17 protein-coding genes are annotated in these 21,128 nt (G+C 24.5%); 8 read left to right on the top strand and 9 right to left on the bottom strand.

The window, feature by feature from the left end; translation table 11 throughout:
- Position 1: 1 nt before the first annotated feature.
- Together MJ2HA_RS00085 and MJ2HA_RS00080 are read right to left on the bottom strand one after the other, a co-directional pair.
- Positions 2 to 880: a DsbA family protein gene (locus MJ2HA_RS00085; protein WP_258393240.1), complete on the bottom strand. Its 879-nt coding sequence runs from the start codon at positions 878 to 880 to the stop codon at positions 2 to 4.
- A gap of 32 nt (positions 881 to 912) precedes the next feature.
- Entirely contained in the window at positions 913 to 1,074 is a 162-nt protein-coding gene (locus MJ2HA_RS00080) for a hypothetical protein (RefSeq protein WP_258393239.1), read from the bottom strand.
- 74 nt (positions 1,075 to 1,148) lie between these two features.
- Here MJ2HA_RS00080 and ileS point away from each other — a divergent pair, with 74 nt between their 5' ends.
- The 5 genes from ileS to tmk are packed head-to-tail and all read left to right on the top strand — an operon-like array spanning position 1,149 to position 8,121.
- Positions 1,149 to 4,364: an isoleucine--tRNA ligase gene (gene ileS / locus MJ2HA_RS00075; protein ID WP_258393238.1), complete on the top strand. Its 3,216-nt coding sequence runs from the start codon at positions 1,149 to 1,151 to the stop codon at positions 4,362 to 4,364.
- A 22-nt stretch (positions 4,365 to 4,386) separates the two neighbouring features.
- The gene (locus MJ2HA_RS00070; RefSeq protein WP_258393237.1) at positions 4,387 to 4,962 is read left to right on the top strand and encodes a TBP family protein; all 576 of its coding nucleotides are present in this window, start codon (positions 4,387 to 4,389) and stop codon (positions 4,960 to 4,962) included.
- Between the two features lie 32 nt (positions 4,963 to 4,994).
- Positions 4,995 to 5,615 (top strand): Ntn hydrolase family protein, encoded by a 621-nt coding sequence (locus MJ2HA_RS00065; RefSeq protein ID WP_258393236.1) that lies wholly within the window; start codon positions 4,995 to 4,997, stop codon positions 5,613 to 5,615.
- A 50-nt stretch (positions 5,616 to 5,665) separates the two neighbouring features.
- Positions 5,666 to 7,519 (top strand): beta-CASP ribonuclease aCPSF1, encoded by a 1,854-nt coding sequence (locus tag MJ2HA_RS00060; protein ID WP_258393235.1) that lies wholly within the window; start codon positions 5,666 to 5,668, stop codon positions 7,517 to 7,519.
- 29 nt (positions 7,520 to 7,548) lie between these two features.
- Positions 7,549 to 8,121, top strand: coding sequence for a dTMP kinase (gene tmk / locus MJ2HA_RS00055; RefSeq protein ID WP_258393234.1), 573 nt, complete (start codon positions 7,549 to 7,551; stop codon positions 8,119 to 8,121).
- Here tmk and topA read toward each other — a convergent pair.
- Both topA and MJ2HA_RS00045 read right to left on the bottom strand, forming a co-directional pair.
- A complete protein-coding gene (topA, locus tag MJ2HA_RS00050; protein WP_258393233.1) occupies positions 8,112 to 9,866 on the bottom strand; it encodes a DNA topoisomerase I in 1,755 nt (584 codons plus the stop codon). The genes tmk and topA overlap by 10 nt on opposite strands.
- 32 nt (positions 9,867 to 9,898) lie before the next feature.
- A complete protein-coding gene (locus MJ2HA_RS00045; RefSeq protein WP_258393232.1) occupies positions 9,899 to 10,957 on the bottom strand; it encodes a family 1 glycosylhydrolase in 1,059 nt (352 codons plus the stop codon).
- Between the two features lie 93 nt (positions 10,958 to 11,050).
- Between MJ2HA_RS00045 and MJ2HA_RS00040 the strand changes: the two genes are divergently transcribed.
- From MJ2HA_RS00040 to MJ2HA_RS00030, 3 genes are all read left to right on the top strand, one after another.
- Positions 11,051 to 12,787 (top strand): class I SAM-dependent methyltransferase, encoded by a 1,737-nt coding sequence (locus MJ2HA_RS00040; RefSeq protein WP_258393231.1) that lies wholly within the window; start codon positions 11,051 to 11,053, stop codon positions 12,785 to 12,787.
- Positions 12,787 to 13,791: a putative RqcH family protein gene (locus tag MJ2HA_RS00035; RefSeq protein ID WP_258393230.1), complete on the top strand. Its 1,005-nt coding sequence runs from the start codon at positions 12,787 to 12,789 to the stop codon at positions 13,789 to 13,791. Before MJ2HA_RS00040 ends, MJ2HA_RS00035 begins: the two co-directional genes overlap by 1 nt.
- A gap of 75 nt (positions 13,792 to 13,866) precedes the next feature.
- Positions 13,867 to 14,028 carry a DUF5679 domain-containing protein gene (locus MJ2HA_RS00030; protein WP_258393229.1) on the top strand — a complete coding sequence of 54 codons (162 nt, stop codon included), beginning with the start codon at positions 13,867 to 13,869 and terminating at the stop codon, positions 14,026 to 14,028.
- A gap of 4 nt (positions 14,029 to 14,032) precedes the next feature.
- Here MJ2HA_RS00030 and MJ2HA_RS00025 read toward each other — a convergent pair whose 3' ends face one another.
- Genes MJ2HA_RS00025 through MJ2HA_RS00005 form a run of 5 tightly spaced genes read right to left on the bottom strand, consistent with a single transcriptional unit; the run spans position 14,033 to position 20,791 of the window.
- Positions 14,033 to 15,781, bottom strand: coding sequence for a ribosome biogenesis/translation initiation ATPase RLI (locus tag MJ2HA_RS00025; RefSeq protein WP_258393228.1), 1,749 nt, complete (start codon positions 15,779 to 15,781; stop codon positions 14,033 to 14,035).
- The gene (locus MJ2HA_RS00020) at positions 15,778 to 17,580 is read right to left on the bottom strand and encodes an ATPase, T2SS/T4P/T4SS family (protein WP_258393227.1); all 1,803 of its coding nucleotides are present in this window, start codon (positions 17,578 to 17,580) and stop codon (positions 15,778 to 15,780) included. The genes MJ2HA_RS00025 and MJ2HA_RS00020 overlap by 4 nt, the downstream gene beginning before the upstream one ends.
- Positions 17,567 to 17,848, bottom strand: a complete 282-nt coding sequence (locus MJ2HA_RS00015) for an RpoL/Rpb11 RNA polymerase subunit family protein (RefSeq protein ID WP_258393226.1) — start codon at positions 17,846 to 17,848, stop codon at positions 17,567 to 17,569. The genes MJ2HA_RS00020 and MJ2HA_RS00015 overlap by 14 nt, the downstream gene beginning before the upstream one ends.
- A gap of 22 nt (positions 17,849 to 17,870) precedes the next feature.
- Positions 17,871 to 19,565 carry a metallophosphoesterase gene (locus MJ2HA_RS00010; RefSeq protein WP_258393225.1) on the bottom strand — a complete coding sequence of 565 codons (1,695 nt, stop codon included), beginning with the start codon at positions 19,563 to 19,565 and terminating at the stop codon, positions 17,871 to 17,873.
- Positions 19,562 to 20,791, bottom strand: a complete 1,230-nt coding sequence (locus MJ2HA_RS00005) for a Cdc6/Cdc18 family protein (protein WP_258393224.1) — start codon at positions 20,789 to 20,791, stop codon at positions 19,562 to 19,564. The genes MJ2HA_RS00010 and MJ2HA_RS00005 overlap by 4 nt, the downstream gene beginning before the upstream one ends.
- Positions 20,792 to 21,128: the final 337 nt, after the last annotated feature.

The raw sequence follows: 21,128 nt of genomic DNA, 5'->3' as shown, positions 1-21,128 counted from the left end.
ATTACCCTTGTGTTAATGGGCCCAGTATATTGCTAAAGAAACTATATGGTAGCGCACCTGCAAACTGGAACATAATATAATTTCCATCTGGCGTTTTATATACCGAATAAGACAAACCATATTGTTTTAGACTATTTAGCTCATTTTCAACTGAAGAAATTTCTGAATAATTAATGTTTGATGTCTTTACAGCAATTATAAATGAAGGTGTTGCATCTATACCATATGTATCTATTGCATTAGTTTCTGAATTATATATCACAGGATAATATGTCATATTATTTATATAAGCATCTATTAATGATACATTTAATCCCAAATTCTGAGCTTCTGAATTAAATGCTTCATATACTGCAGTTTGGTTCGAAAATCCATCCCATGTAACACCTTGCAATTGATTGTACCAGGACCAATTGGTAAATTCTTCCCATGTATTGAATCCATATAGTTCATATATTGTAGTTAAATATTGTGAAGTTATATTTGCATATGGATGTATTGAATATAATGGAAATACCTTATATACCCAAGATATTTGTCCAGTTTGTATATAGTTCTGATATATCGATGGGAAAGTTTCTAGATAAAATTCATCACAGAATGGACATGCATAATCTGAATATTCATATACTATAACATTTGTACTATTTGGATTACCATATACAGGATCTATATTTGTTATATTTGGTAATGGTTCTGTCTGTAATGTAGATATATATGTTTGCAATTGACTAGTTGTACCCTGTCCACTAGCTAAGGATATATTTGACAAAGAACTAGAAACTATATATGCTCCTATTATTATCGATACTGCTACAATTATAGAACCGATTATTATCGCATCCCTTATACCTAAAGATTTCTTCTCTTTTTCATCCATCAATATCTATTAATAAAAATATTTAATAATATTTAGTTATTATTTAAGTTTATTATGTTATTCCTAGGATCTAGTAATAAGAATATTAATAAAAATATCGGAATTACAGTTAATGTTTTCGAATGTGATAGATAATATATTAATATCGCAAATATTATAAATATAATCACTGGCAATATTATCTTCTTATTCATCCTTAATTTATTTACATATAATATTTTTAACCTTTTCCATAAAAAATATAAATTTATGGATAACTATCGGATCTATGAACATAAATTGGAATAAGAGTTTAGAAGAAGAAGTGAGGAAATTCTGGAGAGAAAACTTTATATATGAAAAATGGATTTTAAGGAATATAAATAAAGAAACCTTCAAGTTTTTGGAAGGTCCACCATATACAACAGGTATGCCGCATATAGGACATGCATTCAATAGGACAATGAAGGATATAATAATTAGATATTATAATAAAAAAGGATATAATATAAAAAATCAAGCAGGTTTTGATATGCATGGTTTACCAATAGAAGAAAAAGTAGAAGAAAAATTAAAATTAAAAGATAAAAGAGAAATATATGAAATTGGTGTAGAAAACTTCATTAGAGAGTGTTTTAATTTTGCATATGGGTCTATGAATGAATTTTCAAAATTTTATGAAGATATTGCACATTGGGTAGATACAGACAACCCATATCTACCGATTACAAACGAGTATATAGAGAAAGTATGGGAAGCCTTAGCTAGAGGATATGAAAAAAATTTGGTATATGAAGATAAGAAACCTGTTTGGTGGTGTCCAAGATGTCAGACTACATTGTCAAAACAAGAGATAGAGCTAGGATATGAAGACCCCATGTATAAAAAATCGATAGATAATGCTATATATGTAAAATTTAAATCTAAAAATATAAAAGACACTTATTTTATAATATGGACAACTACCCCATGGACTTTAGTATATAATCTTGGAATTATGATAAATCCAGAATTAAAATATGTTAAGATAAAGGTTCCAAGAGTATATATAAAAGAGTTAGAATTAGATTATAATAATCATAAAACATTAAGGATGGATATAGAAAAAGAGGATAATTATGAATATTGGATAATAGCAAAAGATGCATTAGAAAGATTAATAAATAAATTAAATATAAATTATGAGATTATAGAAGAATATGATGGAAAAGATCTAGAATTCGAAGAATATTATCCTGTATTTTATGAAGAATTAAATACATATCTAGATAATATAAGAAATAAAGAGGCAGGTGCATTTAGATTATGGTTATCAAAGGAATATGTAAATTCTCTGGAAGGTACAGGATTGGTTCATGCTGCTCCCGGCTGTGGTCCGGAGGATTATGAAGTAGGAAGAAAGTATAATGTATCTGCATTTAATACAACTGACGAAACTGGTACTATAAAAGAATTACCATATTTTAATGACTTAAAAGCTAAGAAAGATGATTATGAATTTATAAAAAAATTAATAGAAAAGAAAGCACTATTATACTTTGAATGGTATGAACACGATTATCCAATATGTTGGAGATGCAGAACAAAAGCGATAATAAGAACTACATTTCAATGGTTTATAAATGTAGCTAAGATGAAGGAAAAATTATTATTGGATGTAGAAAAAGTCAAATTTATATCTGAAGCTGCAAAAAATGGATTCGTAAATATTATAAAAAGTGCACCAGATTGGGTAATTTCTAGACAAAGATTTTGGGGACTAACATTACCGATATGGAGAGATAAAAACGGTCATACAAAATTTGTAAGAGATTTAGAAGAACTAAGTAATCTAACAGGTAAAGAATTTAAGAAAATATATATAATAATAAAATACAATGATTATGCAGAAAAAATGCTAAAAAGATACCATAATAGGGAGTTTATCTACGAAAAAGATATAAAATCAAAAGAAGAAATAATAAATATATTCAATAAATATAATAATAATGATATTATTATAGTAAATAACTTTAATAAAGATTTATTAAAAGATTTAAATGAGTTATATTATGTAAGATCATATGGTAATAGAGATTATGAAATAATATATTTATACAATTATAATCTCCATAGACCTCATGTAGACAAATATACATTCAAGTGCTATATATGTGGAGAAGAAATGAAAAGAATACCTGACGTAATAGATGTGTGGGTTGATTCAGGTTCTGCAACATTTGCAACAAATAATTATCCTGTAGATTTTATAACAGAAAATTATGATCAAATAAAGGGCTGGTTCTATTCACTGGCAGTACTAGGAGAATTATATTATGACGATATACCATATAGAAATGTATATGTAGGAGGATATGTAAATGATGCACTTGGAAGAAAAATGTCTAAATCTTTGGGAAATGGAGTGTCACCTTATGAAGTAATAGATAAATATGGTTCAGATGCATTAAGATTATATTTGGGAACTATAGTAGAAGCATATCAGGATATAGCATTTAAATGGGAAGATTTAAAGACCAGATACCAGTCATTAAATATATTAATAAACATATATACATATTTAATAGAATATTCAAGATATTATAATATAAATCCTGCAAAATTAAATATAAATAAATTTAGGTGGGAAGATGGATATATCCTAAACTTAATTGAAAGAAGTAAGAGAGACATATATTATAATCTAGATCAATTCAATATATGGGAATCTGGAAGAATATTACAAAAGATGATAAATGAACTATCTAGATTTTATATAAAATCTGTAAGGGAAAGGATAAAGCAAGATCCGGAAACTGTACTATATATAATATATAGATCATTACTAGAAATATTAAATATAAGCGCTATAATAGTGCCACATATATCAGAATATATATATCAAAAATTAAGAGAAGAGTATAAACTTAATGAAGAATCAATATTATTAATAGACATATACAAAGTTAATGAAGAGTTAATTAATGATAAAATAGAAGAAGAACATGAATTATTCAATTATATAATAGAAACCGGGTTAAGATTAAGAAATGAATTAAAAATAAATATTAGAAAACCTTTAAAATCAATATATATATATTCTAAAAGCTTTTCAGAAGCATTATTAAGTCTAATAAATAATAAAGATATAAATCAATTAATAAAGGATTATTTAAATGTAAAAGAAATAATATATCAGGACCCTGACAAAGACTATATAGAACTAAATGATATTAAAATTGGATATGACATAAATAGCTATCCAGAATTAGAGGAAGAATGGCTCTATAGAGAAATTAGAAGGAGAATACAAGATATAAGAAAGGAAAATAAGCTAAGAAAAGGACAAAGAGCCAAAATAGAAATATATTCTGATAATAAAGTTAAGGATATAATATTAAAATACAAAGATAACTTAGAAAAAGAAACGGACTCTACAATTACCATAAAAGATTCAAAAGACTCTTTAAATCGCTCAGAAAGTATATATGAAATGGAATTTTTCTATAATATAAATATTTTATAAAGTTTTTTAAAATTATTATAAAATGGTTAAATGGGATGTTTCCAATATAGTTGCTACATTATATTTTAATATAAGGCTACCATTAGATAAGATAGCAAATAGCTTACCTTATTCCTCTTATGATCCTGAAACATTCCCTGGATTGATATTACCATTAAGAAATGGAAATATAAAAGCTTTGATATTTAATAGTGGAACAATAAATATTGCTGGATTAAAGAATATAAATGAACTAGAAGATATAATAAAAACATTCAGAGAAAAATTTGAGGAGATAGGTATAAAATTACCTCAAGAGTATAAAATAAAATTACAAAATATTGTAGTAAATGGAAAGTTTGATGTGGATAATGTAAATATTGTTGAACTAGCAGATAGAGTCGAAGGAAGTACATACAATCCAGAAGCATTCCCAGCAGCAATCGTCCCGTATACTATATCTGATGATTATGAAGTAACATTCAATGTATTTAAGAATGGAGAATTTGTCTGTGCTGGTCTAAAAGGGATAAAAAAAGATATAAAAGAGATATATGAGGATGTAAATAAGATCATACTAGATTTTCAAGAAAAAGTAATAAAAAAATATTCTAAATAGAGTTTATAAGTATATCTGACATCTATAATCCTATGAAGGAGGAATCTGGAACAACTATAATTGCATTAAAATTTAAAGATGGGGTAATAATTGCTGCAGATAGACAGACAACGGCAGGATTTATGGTATATCATAGAAAAACACAAAAAATACATCAGATCACTGAAAATATATTATTTGGTGGAGCAGGTTTGGTAGGGGATATAAGAACTTTATTAAATGTATTAAGAGCAAATTTAAAATTAAAGAAACTAAGATCAAAGAATGATGTAAGCGTAGGAGAAGCTGCAAATTTCTTAGCAACATTAATGAATTATTATAAATGGACGCCATTTTTTACAGAAATCATCTTGGTAGGTAAAGATGAAAAAGGATATGGTATATATTCAATAGATGAGGCTGGAGGAGTAGAAGACTTTGAAGATTTTACCGCAACAGGTTCTGGAATGATATACGCATTAGGTGTATTAGAGACTGAATATAAGAAGGAAATGACACTAGAAGAAGCAAAAGAAGTAGCAAAAAAAGCTGTATATGCTGCAACAAGAAGAGACTTGGGTTCTGGTGGAGGAATAGAGATATGGACATTAACAGACCAAGGAATTAATAGAGAGATATTTGAGATAAAAGAAGCTGTAGAAAAACAAAAATAATTTTTTAAATATTTCTTATACAAACTAAGATATTCAGTTTTAGATTTATGATGAATGTTCAAGAAGAAATATTTAGTATATTAGATCAAAAGGAGATAAGTAAGATAAAGTACGAGGGAGCAAAGATAATAATATATGTAAAAAATATAGAATTATTTAAGAATGGGCTAGAACTTGGCAAAGAAATCGCAATGAGGATTAAAAAGAGGATAGAAATAAGAGTCGATCCAAAATTATTAGATGAAGATGAAAAAATAAAGAGTAAAATACATAATATATTACAAAATATAAAAATAAAGGATGTATATATTGAAAGGCATAGGTCTACAGTATATATAGAAACTTACGAGCCACAATCAATAAATATAGACCTAATAAATATTATAAGAAAAGAAACTCTCTGTAATGTAATAATACAAAGAGCTCCATTAAGATCTTCAAAGATTATAAATGTTATAAGATCATACTTACATAAAAATTCTTTATATAAGTCCGAGTTTCTGAATAATATAGGATTAAAGATATTAGAAAAAAAGCCAGAAAAATTAAATTATTATAGATTGATAGTTTTAGGTGCAGGTAGAGAAGTTGGTAGATCTTCTTTTTTACTACAGACAAAAGAAAGTAATATATTACTAGATTCTGGCCTCGGGGCAGGTAATTACTCTGAAGATAAATATCCTTTTATAAATATACCAGAACTAGATATACAAAAATTAGATGCTGTAATTATATCACATGCACATTTAGATCATGTTGGATTCATACCATATTTATTTAGAATTGGCTGGAGGGGTCCTGTTTATCTAACTGAACCTACAAGAGATATTGCTGCTTTAGTATTATTAGATTATTTAAAAGTAAGCAATAGGCAAAATAAAAATGCATTATATACAATAAGAGATATAAAAGAATTTCTAAAGCATACAATAACAATAAATTATGGAGAAGTAACAGATATAGCATCAGATCTAAAATTAACATTACATAATGCAAATCATATCCTAGGAGCGTCAATGGTGCATTTAAATATTGAGGGAAAGCATAATTTATTATATACCGGCGATTACAGATTCAATCCTACAAAATTATTAGAAAGACCAAATACAAGATTTCAAAGATTAGAAACATTACTGATAGAGAGTACATATGGTGGAATAAATGACAAACACGCATCTAGAGAAGAAACTGAGAGTATATTTATACATGATATAAAAGAAACCATAGAGAAGGGAGGAAAGGTTTTAATACCAGTATTAGCTGTCGGAAGAGGACAAGATGTATTATTAACATTACTGGATGCCATAGATAACAAATTATTACCAGAAATAAAAATATATATAGAAGGTATTGTATGGGAAACATCAATGATACATACAGCATATCCTGAATTTTTAAGTAAAGAAATAAGAGGGAAAATAGAAACAAATATGAATCCTTTTGAAAGAGAAAATGTAATAAGAGCTATTAAAAAAGATAGACAAGAGATAATTAGCTCTAAAGAACCAGCAATAATTATAGCAACATCAGGTATGATGCAGGGAGGCCCAATACTAGATTATTTCTATTATGCAGCAGGAGATGAACGAAATTTATTGGCATTTGTTTCATATCAAGCAGAGGGAACACTAGGTAGGAGAATATTATCTGGAGAAAGACAAGTAATGATAAATAACAATAAAATAGATATAAAGATGAAGGTAAATAGATATGAAGGATTCTCAGGTCATGCAGATAGAGGGGAGACATTAGCATTTATCAAATATTTGAAACCAAGACCAAAACAAGCACTAATAATACATGGAGAAGAAGAAAAAACAAGAGAACTATCATATTCTATATATAGAAAATTTAACATTCAAACATATAATCCTAAAATTGGGGATATAATTGGCTTAGAATAAATATAAATCTAGTTTTTAAATAAATACTAATGAAAAAATATATTGGTATAGATGGAATAGATGGGGCTGGTAAAAGTACAATTACAAATTTATTAAAAAATCATTTAGAGAATAAATATAAAGTATATGTAAAAAAAGAACCAGATCAACTTAGGGATATAATATTAGAATATATGGATAATAATAGCGATGATTCTGGGTATATATTGGCACTATTATTTACTGCAGATAGGCAGATACAGAATATAGAATTAAAGAAAAGGATAGAGGAAGGCTATATCGTAATATCAGATAGAACATTATATTCTACATTTTCATACCAATTAATATATAATATAGATATAAATTGGTTGAAAGAAATAAGTAAATATATTATAAAACCTGATATAACATTTATACTAGATATATCTCCAGAAGATGCTATAGAGAGGATAGAAAAAAGAGGAGAATACAAAACTTATTATGAAAGATTAGGAATATTAAATAAAGTTAGAGATAATTTCTTAAAACTAAAAGAGATATTTCCAGAAGATAATATAAGATATATTGATGCATCCAAAAAACCTGAAGAAATATTAAATGAGATAATTAGTTATTTATAATTCTTCTTTATAACTTCATATATCTCTTTTCCAATTAGTTCTTCTTTGCTTTTAAAATCAGACAATAAATTAGATAATATTTCTATAATATTATTGATTATACCTTCTTTCATACTTTCATCTGGTCTATCTTGTAATTTATTTAATTTTTCTTCTATTTTTCTAGTTAACTCTATATTTAATATCTCGGGATAATATTTATCAAATATATATATTATTTCCCTTCCCAAATCAGTAATATATATAGATCTTCCATAAAGATACCCTCTCTTAAATAATATATTTAATATTTCTGCTCTTGTAGATTTTGTACCTAGATTTAATTCTTCCATCTTTTTCAATAATGAAGCTTGATTATATCTAGTAGGTGGCTTCGTTTTAGATTTTCTAATATCTATTTTTAATATCTTCAATTTTTCTCCTTTATAAAAATTATAATTTCTATATTGTTCCTTTAAAAAGATCCAATATATATCCATCCATCCCTTATATTTTATTTCTTTATAATTGTAATAAAAATCTTCTTTTGTTTTTATATAATATAATATTTCTTCAGATTTATCAGAAAAAGTTGCTATAAATCTTCTTACAATTAGATCATACAATAGCCTTTCTAATTTATCCAGATTTTTTGGTATTAATCCTGTAGGATATATCGCTGGATGTACATCATCTTTTTTACCATTATTCGGTCTTAATATTTTCTTATCTAATAATGGATCTATATATTTCTTATATTGATCAAAGAAATATAATCTATTTAATATATCTTTATAATTTATAGTATCTGGTATTTTTTGAGAAGAGGTTCTAGGATATGATATATATCCTTTCTCATATAATTTTTGTAATACGCTTAATGTATTTTTAGGATTTATTTTATAATATCTATAACTATCTAATTGTATATCTGTCAAATTATAAGGGTGTGGCGGATCTACATTCAAATCTTTTCTTATTATATCTATCACATTCAAATATTCTCCTAAGCCTTCTTTTATTTTCTTTGCTTCCTCCCTAGAATTTAATCTTTCTTTTATGTACTTAAATTTTAATTGATTATTATCTTTTTCTACTATTAAATTTATTGTATAATATTCCTCTGGTTTAAAGTTTTCAATTTCTTTTTCTCTAATAAAAGCTAATTTTAATGTAGGACCCTGTACCCTTCCCATACTTAATATAATATTTTTATTATAATGCCTAACTGCTTTAGTTAATGCTCTTGATAAATTTATACCATATAACCAATCAACTATATGCCTAGTTTCACCTGCTAAATAATATCCATAGTTTATAGGACCTAGATTATTATATGCTCTTAGTATATCTGTATAAGTTATTGCAGAGAATATCATTCTTTTTGCATTTAGATTATTTAATGCAAATCTTAAAATATTATAACCTATTAATTCTCCTTCTATATCATAATCTGTAGCTACAACTACTTCTTTCTCATTTTTAAATTTATTAAACATTGCAATATAATATTTTTTTGCTAATATTCTATCTTCATAATAAGAAGGAACCCATTGATATTTAAATGCTGGATAATCAAATTTTCTATTTATATCTGATATTGTATATAAATGTCCAATAGCTGGTAAAACATATATATTTTTATTATCTTTCTTGAAATAATAAAAAGATATTGTTCTTGTAAATTTTATAATTTTAAAATGATTATTTGATAGAAATGAAGATATTTTCCTTGCCACCGATGGCTTCTCTGCAATTATTAACATAAAATATATTTATTGTTTTGTCTTAATAATATTTAATTATATTTTTTAAAAACATCTAGCCATGGATAATATAGATACTTTTTATGGAGATCTATATCATAGAATATGCCGAATTTTTTTGAATAACCAGATTGAAATTCAAAATTATCCATTATAGACCATATATATACTTCTTTTGCTCCTGAGTTTCTGGCTACTTCTATCATTTTAGTCAAAATATTGTATCTATCAACTTCTTGTTTTTTATTATTAGCACTTAAACCAATTTCAGTTATTATTATATCTTTTTTATACTTATCCTTTATATAATCTATGATTTTTTTAAATCTATTAATAGAAATCTTATAAGGATTTATAATATCTAGATCTCTATAAAAATTTAAACCCCTTAAAATACCTATAGAACCATAATAATGCCATCCTATATAATGTCCTGGTAATTCTTTATTTAAATCTTCTAATTTTTTAAAAAATGGATAAAATATATATAATATTTTTCCTAAATTGACTAAATCAAAATGATAATATGAATTTATTATATATTTTTCTTTTTTACATTCATCATAAAGGTAATTTGTTAATTCTTTTATATTATCTATAGCTATATCCAGCCTTTTATAAAATTTATATGGATTTGTAGTTAAAGTCTTTATAAACTCTACATTATCTATAATTCCAAATGATTTTAAAAATATATATAATTGTGGCTCATTCACGGGCTCTATATATTTAGAATAATTAAATATTTCCTTTTTTCCATCTAATATTTTTATTAAATTCTTCGAATGATTCTTATCAAATAAAGAACCAATATTATAATCCCATATATAAAAATGATCTAGACATAAAGTTAAATTTATATTATAATTTTTTAATTCTTGAAAAAATTCCTTATAATTATTATAGCTCGGTATTATAGAAAATCTGAGATTTTTATTATAGCCTTCTAAAGACATTTTTTCTGCAAAAGTTTCATTTATCTCTATATTCTTATCAGGTTTCCTTATTAACCATAATAATTTATCTAAATTAGTTTTTACTGGGAAATTATTTGTAATTTGATAATGATTTATAGAGACCCCCAATTTCATGTAAAAATTGTATATTTAATATTTTTAAATAGTATCATTGAAAAGTAGTAAAATTAAAATCCTTATATTATCAGATGTACACCTTTTTTATAAATGAAAAATAAGAGCATAAGATACCTAATTATATTTATATCATCAGTATTTATACCTGAAATTCCCCTTATATTATTATATATTAAATCATATAATATAGATATAATATCATTTTTATTATTATCAACTCCAGTTATAATATCATTCATAATATTATCATGTTTAATAAGAGATTCTATTACAAGAGACCCAAATAAATTAGGTTTATTTCATTATATATCAAAAATATCAAAACATTTAGAAGTTATTTCTGGAATATTTTATTATCTTTCTACAATAATTACCATTGCTACTGAGATCATATTAATTAAAAATCTAGTTACACTAATAAATCCTTTATTAATTATATTGCCATATATTATAATTGGTATTTTCTTTATAATGGCCTATTATAATATAAATATAAACAGCAGATATATAGACAATATCGCAATAATAAGTCTAATTTTCATTATTATTATATTTATATTCTCTATATTTTCATTTAAATTCAATATAAAGGTAGCAGATAATATAAATCCATTAATATTTACACTAATATATAATATATCCATATTTTCTGGAATAGATATCTTAACATATTATTCAGATTATAATAATAATAGGATACTTGGAAATGTAACTTTTATTGGAACATTAATAATCTCTATATTATTGATAATTTCTTATATATCTTTTATTAGCCTATTTAATACTTTATACTATCCATACTTGATATATTACTTTCTACCCTTTGGTATATTAAATATATACATATGGTACTATACTAGTAATTTCATAATAAATAATTTAGCTGAAGAAAACTTAATAACATCTACAATATCTGAAAAGAATAAATATAACTCCCCATATATTATTTTTTCCATATCTACAATACTGATATTTACATTATCCACATTTACCAATGTAAATAATATATTGTCATTTTTTTCTGTATCCATACTAATTATATATATTATATATATTATTTCCTATATCAAAATTAAAGTAACTTCAAAATATTTTAATAGAAATAGAATGTTGAAATTGTTTTTGGCTATATTTTCATTAACATTGTTTATTTATTTTTCTTTTTATTATTTATCATCAAATACAGATAGTATAATATTTACTATAATCACTATAATTATAATATTATTATTATCATTAAAATTAGAATGGAAAAAGAATAAAAAATTAATAAAGTTTTATTTTTCTAAATTATATTTTATCCCATATCTATATAGAAAAATATTTTATAAAAAGGATATACAGATAATAGAAAGTTTTGTAAAAGAAAATTATAATATATTAGATTTTGGACCTTTCTCTGGGGATATATCAATAGATATAGCAAAGAATTTCAATGTAAAGGTATATGCTATAGATATATCCAAGGATATAATTGATAGATTATCAAAAAAAGTAGCTAATTTAGACAATTATTACTTACATATTGCTAAGAAAGATGAGATCCCAAAATTCCTATATAATAATATAGATCTAATAATAATATATGAAAATCTAAAATTTATCATAAATAAATATGTTTTTGTAAAAAACATATATAAGACATTGAAAGAAAATGGTAAATTTATATCAATAGTATATACAGATATTATCGATTCTAAAGATGTGGAGAAAAGTATAGAAGAGATTGTAGAATTATTGAGATATCATGGAATAAAAATAAAAAAAATAAAGATAAAAAAATTACTATATAAAAAATATATAATAATTGGCGAAAAATATAAATAATGGTAAACTACTTTGAAATACTAGCATGGTATAACAGTTATAAAGATAAAATAAATGGTTCTGTAATAAAAAATATATATAACAAAGAAGATGGGATTATATTTGAGATATATAAACCAGGTCTAGATAAAAGATACTTATATATAATACCTGGAAATATAATATTTTTATATAATATTAAAGATAGAGATGAAATAAATAATTTTATATTAAGATTAAAAAAAGATTTTCAAAATAAAAGGATAAATATATATATAGAAGACGATAAAATAATTAGAATAGAAGATGAAAAAAAGATCTATATAGAATTGATACCAAATGGACTTATAATAATAACAGACAAAGAGGATAAAATATTATATTCAAATAAATACAAAGATTTCGTTTATAGAAAAATATATAAAAATGAGATATACAAAAAACCAAAGAAAAATTTTGAAGTATTTTATGATATAGATTCTTTTTATAATAAAGTAAAGAACTCAGATAAGAAAGATATAGCCAGATCCATTGCTATGGATCTATCTTTAGGAAAAAAATATTCTGAATACATTATAAAAAAATTAAATATAGATAAAGATATAAAGCCCGCAGATTTACCAGATGATAAAATAAAGGAAATATATGATATATATAAAGATATAAGAGATGGAAACCTTATAATTGACGATGATTTTAATATTGTAAATGATATAAATGACTATTTTATAAAAATATATAATAGTTCCAATGAAAATAAAAAAATAAAGACCTTAAACGACCAAAAAAATAAGATCTTAAATATAATAAATGAACAAAAAAAATATTTAGAAGAATTAAACAAAGAAATAGAATATCTAGAGAAGGTTGGAGAATTTTTAAATACATACGCATGGATATTTAATAACTATGATATAGATAATATAATTAATAAATTTGGAGAACTTAATATTAATGTAGATATTTATATGGATAATATATATCTTATATTAAATATAAAAAATGATCATTATGAAAATAGATAATAATTTTTAGTAAATTTATTTTTTATATATTTTTGACCAATTAAATATATAAGTATTGCTATAATAATAGATCTAATGGCTGAAAATAAATATATGGCATATTGTGTAAAATGTAAGAAAAAGGTAGAAGTAAATAATCCTAAAGAGGTAAAACTAGAAAATGGAAGACCAGCAATAAAAGGCACCTGTCCTGTATGTGGAACCACTGTATTTACATTTATAAAAAGTAAAGAATAATTTTTTATTCTATATAGATACCTTTTTCTTTTTGTATAAGATCTAGCCTACTATTCAATTTATTTATTCTCGGTCTATTTGTCTCCTTATCTAGTCTCATAGTTATATTTACTTCTTTTAAGAATAAATTTAATGCTTCTTTATTTTCATATGGTCCATTTACCTTTCCATATTTACCAGGTTCTCCAAGAAATACCAGGATTCTATCAGAAATCCAATTTAAAAATAATAAATCATGGTCTATTATAAGACCTGCCTTTCCCTTACTTTTTATTATATCCCTTATTATTTTTGACAATAAAAGTCTTTGCTCTATATCTAAATTTGCAAATGGTTCATCAAATAGATAAAGATCTGCATCTTTAATTAATGTAGCAAATGTATACAATAATTGACTCTCTCCTCCAGATAAATTTTCTATTTTTCTATCTAATATATTATTTATATCTAATTCTGTTAAATATTCATTATATTCAGTTCTATATTTATCATTGAATCTAGATAGAAATTGATTCACAGTTATATCTTCATTAAATTCAAAATATTGTGGCTTATATGATATAGATACATTCCTTGATATTGTACCATTATATCTTATTCCTCCCACTAAGGCGTTCATAAATGTACTTTTTCCTATTCCATTTCTGCCTATGATACCAAGAATTTCATATTCTTTTATATTTCCTTTTTCTGCATCTAGTGAAAAACCTCCTAAATTTATATTAATATTTTCCCAATATAAAATATCTTTTCCTAATTTTATATCAGTATAACTTTTTACATCCAGTCTTATTGGCTTGTCCCTTATCTTTAAATTCTCTCTTCTAATAAATCCATTTAAATATTGATTTACTCCTTCTTTAGCACCTATGGAATGCGAAAATACTCCATAAGCTTTTCTAATTCCATACACTATATGAACTATATCAGATATAGAGTCTAAAAATAATAGATCGTGATCTATAATTATTATTGTATCATTTTCTTTTCTGTCACTTAAATCATTAAATATATTTAATCTTTCATATATATCTAGATAATTAGTCAATTCATCTATTAATAATAAGTTATGCTCTTTATATACAGAATAGATATATATTACCTTTTGTAATTCTCCTCCAGATAAATTTTCTATTTTTCTATCTAATATATTATTTATATTATATTTTGATAATGAATTTACATCTACTACTTTAGATAAAAACTCTCTTACAGTCAAATTCTTGAATAAATTCTTTATTTTAAGTATATCTTGAGGCTTGTAAGATATATTTATTTCCTTATTATATAATCTTTGAAAGTATTTTTGCAATTCTGAACCTCTAAAATTCCTTATTATTTCCTCATTGCTTATATCTTTATCATAATAACCGAAATTTGGTTTTAATAGTCCTGCAATAATATTTATTGCTGTACTTTTTCCTATTCCATTTCTGCCTATAATACCAATGATATTATTTTCTTTAATTACTGGTAATCTATACAACCTAAAAGTATTCGGTCCATATTGAAATACAGGTCTATCTTCAGGTTCTTTAGTTAAATTAATTATAATTATAGCATCAAACGGGCACTTTTTAACACATATACCACAACCAATACAATAGCTCTCATCTATGGATGGTTTTTTATTTTCTAAGATATTAAATATTGGTAAATTATTTTTTTGTATAGGACATGATTTCATACATAAATAATCACATTTTTCAGGAGCCTTACATTTCTCTTTATCAATAATTGCAATTCTCTTCATATTAATTTTATCTCTATTTTTTTGTTTGAATTTATAGCATTTTCCAGGTACTTGCCTATTTCATCTTTCTTGTTTATAACTATCTTACCCCTCTTATTCACCTTAAATCGCCCTAATAGATTACCTTCTATGTATATACCCACATCTTTTTTCTTAAAATAATTACCTAGCCTTATTATAATGTAGTTATCATCAATTTCATAATCTATATTTATATTATCTTGTACCATTTCTATTGGCTTTATTTCAATTCTCAATTTATATTTATTCTTTATGCTCATCAATACAGGTTTCTCCATTCTAATAAATCTTCCTTTCAATTTCTTCTGTATATAAAATATAATTTTATCATCACCCACGTCTATCATAATATTTTGATACTTCCTTTTATATTCGTAATTTAATATATCTTCTAAATATCTTTGTAATCCAGACTTTGAAGATTTTTTATTTACAGGTGAGACAATTATCTCGTCTCCAAAAGTATATATCTCATATTCCAACTTATCCGTCATAAAATCTCTTATTTCTACTACAGGTCTTGTTAAATCTTCCTCTTTAAGTCCTGTTGGTATCTTAACCACCATATTTAAATAATATATTTTACTTATAGTACCTTTATCTATAAATATTATAGTATCTATTACCTGTGGTATTAAACCGAGCTCAGTTCTTGATAATAATCTATGTATTATATCTATTGGTCTTTCTGCATGAGAAACACCAATCATTCCAATGCCTGCTAATCTTAGATCTATATATAAATTGAAATCATCTGTATTTCTCATTTCATCAAATATTACATAATCCGGTCGAGATAATAATAATATATCATGTATTTCATTTTTATCAGAAGATTTTTTAGAATATTGTATTATATCTTTCGATAGATTTAGATCTCTAGGTGCTTCTATTGTTTTAACTATCTTTTTTATCTCTAAATAATATTCAGACAATGCCTGAGCAAATGTAGTCTTACCAGAACCTGGTCTACCAACAATTATAATACCTTCTGCTTTATCCCTCAACCTACCCAATATTTTTTCATCTAAATTATAATCCTGTATCTTCAATATTTTTACTGGTCTTACAATAGTAATCTCATAACTATCAGATAATGGAGGTTTTACAATTACAATCCTAAATGAGGATAATTGTATTATAATGCTATCTTCTCTTTCTTGTTCTATGAATGAATCAAATCTATTCCTAGAAATATATAATATTTGATCTATTAGATCCTCTATTTCTTCTTTATTATATATCTTATCTACTTCCTCCAAGTACCATTCCCCAGGTTTTCCCCTCTTTCTCTTTACCTTAACTCCTTCAATAATATGTACAGACATTGTATCCTCAGTAAATAAATCTAAAAACGGGGGTTTATCTACAGATATATTTTCCTTTTCTATATATATTACAGGAGCACTATATGCCTTTGCTACTTCATATAATACCTTATCTGATGTTAGCAAAGTCGCATTATTTGATATTGCAACTTTTAGTATCAAATAATCTATATATCCGGATTTTGCTAATTTTATCTGTTCCAAATTTGGTTTTTCGCCATAAATCAATACCTTATAATTATATTGCTTTGATAGTTCTCTTATTCTCTGTATTTCCCTCAAACCTAAAAATCCTTTTTCATATCTCTTATTTGCCTGGGCTTGCAGTTCATCTATAGCAGGTACAGGTATTATTACTACATCTACAGATATTTTATTATTTAATAAAGATTCTGTGAGATAACCGTCAATTAATACAGAAGTATCTAAAACTACTTTATCTAATTTCATTAATTATCTTATTATACTCCTTACTAAAATTATTAACTCTTTCTATGGCCCTTTTGGTAGCGTTTATTAACGCATTTCTCGGTTTCTCGTTTTTATCTGTCTTTATATATAAACTTATATTCTTTAATAAAGGATGATCTTCTTTCCATGCAGATATGATCACATTTTTATCTTTATCTAATTCTTCTTTTATTAATATATAAACTGTTGGTCTGTCATTTTCGAATACAATTTCCATTTCTTCGTCATTTTCCTTTATTATTTTCATATATTATAAATCACAAAATATTTTATATAATTTTATCCCTTATATTATGTATTGTTAAATCATTTAAATTAACAGCTAATACAGACCCATCTTTTATATTTCTCAAAAATATAATACCTGGTAAAGGCTTATGACCTAATTCTTTTTGATATGGAGTAGTATCTTGGAATGTCGAAGAATTTACCATATCTACACTCCTGTAAGTATCATAAGAAGCCCTATGGATGTGTCCTGTATGAAAAATATCTGGTATATCATCAATTACCAGTGGATCTTCATCAAAATATGGCATATATGGTGTTGCACCATGAGTAGGGGCTATTAATCTTAGCATTAATAAAAATTTCATTAATTCACCAGGATTTTCATATCCTCCTCTCTCTCTTAATATTGGTATTTCAGATACTAACCAATCTAGTACATATCCATGATACATTAATGTAGTAATAGAATCATGAAAAGATACATAAGATGGATTGGATAAATAATAAACATTTTTTAATTGATATGATTGCCTTAAAAAAGATCTTGGAAGTGCTGGCTGCGGTTCTGCCAATCTAGGTATATCATGATTACCTGGTATTATTGCAATTTTTAGATCTTCCGGCATAGACACTATATATTCGTCCATCTTTTGATACTGTTGTTCATATGTTTTTAATAATAATTCTTTCTCTTGCTCTGGATAGACTCCAACACCATCCACTACATCACCTATAATAGATAAGTATCCAATTTTCCTAGACAATTCATTTAATTTTTCATTCTCTGTTTTACCATATAAGAACTTAATAAATCTATCAAATATTGTATCTATAGCGTATTTATTTCCAATTTGCCAATCTCCTGTAAATGCAATATATATATCATCATTTCCATATGTTTTTGGCTTCTTCATAGGTACATCTGGAAATATTACCTGGTCTGCAAAAAACATACCCTTTTTATACACACCAACAAAACCAATAACAGAATCTAATGGAATGCTTTTAATTAGATTAAAATCTATATCTTCTTTATTCTTATTTACAAAAACTCTTATAACCTTATTTCCATCTTCTATTACATACAAAATACCATTTTCTTTAATCTTTTTATCATATATCATACCGGCAATACCTATATTTTCTTCATTTTCTGGTATTTTGTCCAATGCATATATATTTTTTAATTCTCCATGCTCTTTAAGATGCTTTTTAATCTTATTTAATCTAGACTTATAATAAGATACCCAGGAAGAGATATCCGCCTTATTTTTCTGTATATCAAACTTCTTTAAAATATTTATTTTTTTTGTTTGATCATCTAACAATTTTATATTTGTCTCTATTTCTTCCCCTATTCTTTTTTCTTTTTTATTGTGTATTTCTACAGTTATTTCATTTTTTATCTTCAAATTATCTTCTTTCCTTTCCAAAATCTTTTTCATAGATATATTTAAATCTATATTATCATTTTTCAAATTAATTTCCTTATTTTCTTCATATTTCCTAGATTCATTAGAAAAGAATGATAATATACCCTTACTATTCTCTTTTTTCTCTTCTTTATATTCAACTAAATCATCTTTATTTATTATTACAGCATTTTCAGAAACTGCTTTTTTTATTATATCATATATTCTATCATCAGATAATTTTTCTAAAATATCAATAGCTTCCTTAGTAACCAAAATATTATATTTTAAAAATTCAGTAATTATATCCTCTTTTTTCATATCTCTTTTCTTATTTTATTATCCATCTTTATAAGATTTTCTTCATCTGCAATAACTTTTATAATCTTTTTATACCCTTCTCTACCTTTAGATACTACTGAAGTTTCTACTAAATTTCCTAATACTAATTCTATTGTCTTCAGATTTTTATATACGGTCGTCTTATCGAGTGGTTTCATACCAAACTTATCTATATTTTTTATATATTCTTCGTATAGTTCGGTAAATGTTACAAATTCTCCTTTATTGCTTATCTGCCTATCTAACAAACTTAATAAAATTATCCTTTGATTTTTATTTAGTGAATATATAATTGAATTTATTATATCTAGTTCAACATTTTCAAAAGCTTCATCTATATCTTCTCTATCTATCCTTTCTTTATTTTTACTGGCAGCAATCTCGGCAGACATCTTCAATATATTTATACCAACTCTTGCATCTCCAGAGTTTTTGGCAATTTTTGCAGCTATATAATTTATATTTTCTTCGGATATTGAATTTTCGTATAACGCATTCTTTGCTCTCTCTTTTAATATCTCTTTTAATTCATAATAATTATATGGAGTAAAATGAATATATAATGTAGAAGATAATGAGGATTTTACTCTTTGATCTACATCATTCATAAAAGATATTGAATTTGCAACAAATACAAATTTTATTCTATTATATATATTTATGTCGTAATTTCTTAATAATAAATATAATAAGTCAGAACTATTATTATTTAATATAAAATCTGCTTCATCCAGTATTATTATTAATTTCTTATCGCTAGATTCCAAATATCTATATATATTCTCGTGTATTTCTTGCTTCCTTATGCCGGATTTTAAATTTATATCCGTTAGATCCTCATAAATTCTCTTAAATATATAATAATCTATATCTTTAGAGGATATTAATTTACAATTAATATATGAAACTTTTAATCTTAATTTTCTTTGGATTGCCAGACCATTTATACCTTTATTTATAAATCTAGCAATTAATGTTTTACCTGCACCTGTACTACCATACAAAAATAGATTATTACCTGCATTACTATTTATAAATTCACCAATATTATATAATATCATTTCTTTTTGTGTATCTCTAAATCTAATCTCATTTGGAACATATTCTTCATCTAGATATCTAGAATCTTGTATTATGCTCCTTCTTTTTGATATATATTTATCAAAATCTGAAATAAAATAATTTATTATGGAGCTTGTGTTCATAATATATTTTATTGTAAAATTATTTTAAAATATTACTAGTCGTCTAATCCTAGAAATAACATATCTGCCTCTTTTTTTGATAATTATTATTAAAAACACATTTTTTATTTTAATTTCCTACATTTCATTCTATATCATTTATCTTAAGTACTAAATAATAGATATACTTTGATGTTTAAAAATGTTGATTATCAAAAGGTTTATAAACTACATATATAAATATTTCCATAGACCTATTTCAAAGTGTAATATATTTTTATTATATTTGTCCTATTATTCAAAACTACTAATAAGTAATAATATATATTTTTTATATTTAATGAAATATTATAATATT

The organism is Nanobdella aerobiophila (assembly GCF_023169545.1).
Lineage (GTDB): Archaea > Nanobdellota > Nanobdellia > Nanobdellales > Nanobdellaceae > Nanobdella > Nanobdella aerobiophila.
The sequence above is the reverse complement of the archived record's forward strand: the minus strand, read 5'-3'. Positions and strand labels throughout refer to the sequence as shown.

Bases quoted from the DNA above. Each gene is read 5' to 3' on its own strand.
- topA (WP_258393233.1), bottom strand. From the start codon at position 9,866: ATGTTAATAATTGCAGAGAAGCCATCGGTGGCAAGGAAAATATCTTCA.
- MJ2HA_RS00060 (WP_258393235.1), top strand. From the start codon at position 5,666: ATGAATGTTCAAGAAGAAATATTTAGTATATTAGATCAAAAGGAGATA.
- MJ2HA_RS00040 (WP_258393231.1), top strand. From the start codon at position 11,051: ATGAAAAATAAGAGCATAAGATACCTAATTATATTTATATCATCAGTA.
- MJ2HA_RS00025 (WP_258393228.1), bottom strand. From the start codon at position 15,781: ATGAAGAGAATTGCAATTATTGATAAAGAGAAATGTAAGGCTCCTGAA.
- MJ2HA_RS00070 (WP_258393237.1), top strand. From the start codon at position 4,387: ATGGTTAAATGGGATGTTTCCAATATAGTTGCTACATTATATTTTAAT.
- MJ2HA_RS00035 (WP_258393230.1), top strand. From the start codon at position 12,787: ATGGTAAACTACTTTGAAATACTAGCATGGTATAACAGTTATAAAGAT.
- MJ2HA_RS00020 (WP_258393227.1), bottom strand. From the start codon at position 17,580: ATGAAATTAGATAAAGTAGTTTTAGATACTTCTGTATTAATTGACGGT.
- MJ2HA_RS00030 (WP_258393229.1), top strand. From the start codon at position 13,867: ATGGCTGAAAATAAATATATGGCATATTGTGTAAAATGTAAGAAAAAG.
- MJ2HA_RS00065 (WP_258393236.1), top strand. From the start codon at position 4,995: ATGAAGGAGGAATCTGGAACAACTATAATTGCATTAAAATTTAAAGAT.
- MJ2HA_RS00010 (WP_258393225.1), bottom strand. From the start codon at position 19,565: ATGAAAAAAGAGGATATAATTACTGAATTTTTAAAATATAATATTTTG.
- MJ2HA_RS00080 (WP_258393239.1), bottom strand. From the start codon at position 1,074: ATGAATAAGAAGATAATATTGCCAGTGATTATATTTATAATATTTGCG.
- MJ2HA_RS00045 (WP_258393232.1), bottom strand. From the start codon at position 10,957: ATGAAATTGGGGGTCTCTATAAATCATTATCAAATTACAAATAATTTC.
- MJ2HA_RS00085 (WP_258393240.1), bottom strand. From the start codon at position 880: ATGGATGAAAAAGAGAAGAAATCTTTAGGTATAAGGGATGCGATAATA.
- tmk (WP_258393234.1), top strand. From the start codon at position 7,549: ATGAAAAAATATATTGGTATAGATGGAATAGATGGGGCTGGTAAAAGT.
- MJ2HA_RS00015 (WP_258393226.1), bottom strand. From the start codon at position 17,848: ATGAAAATAATAAAGGAAAATGACGAAGAAATGGAAATTGTATTCGAA.
- MJ2HA_RS00005 (WP_258393224.1), bottom strand. From the start codon at position 20,791: ATGAACACAAGCTCCATAATAAATTATTTTATTTCAGATTTTGATAAA.
- ileS (WP_258393238.1), top strand. From the start codon at position 1,149: ATGAACATAAATTGGAATAAGAGTTTAGAAGAAGAAGTGAGGAAATTC.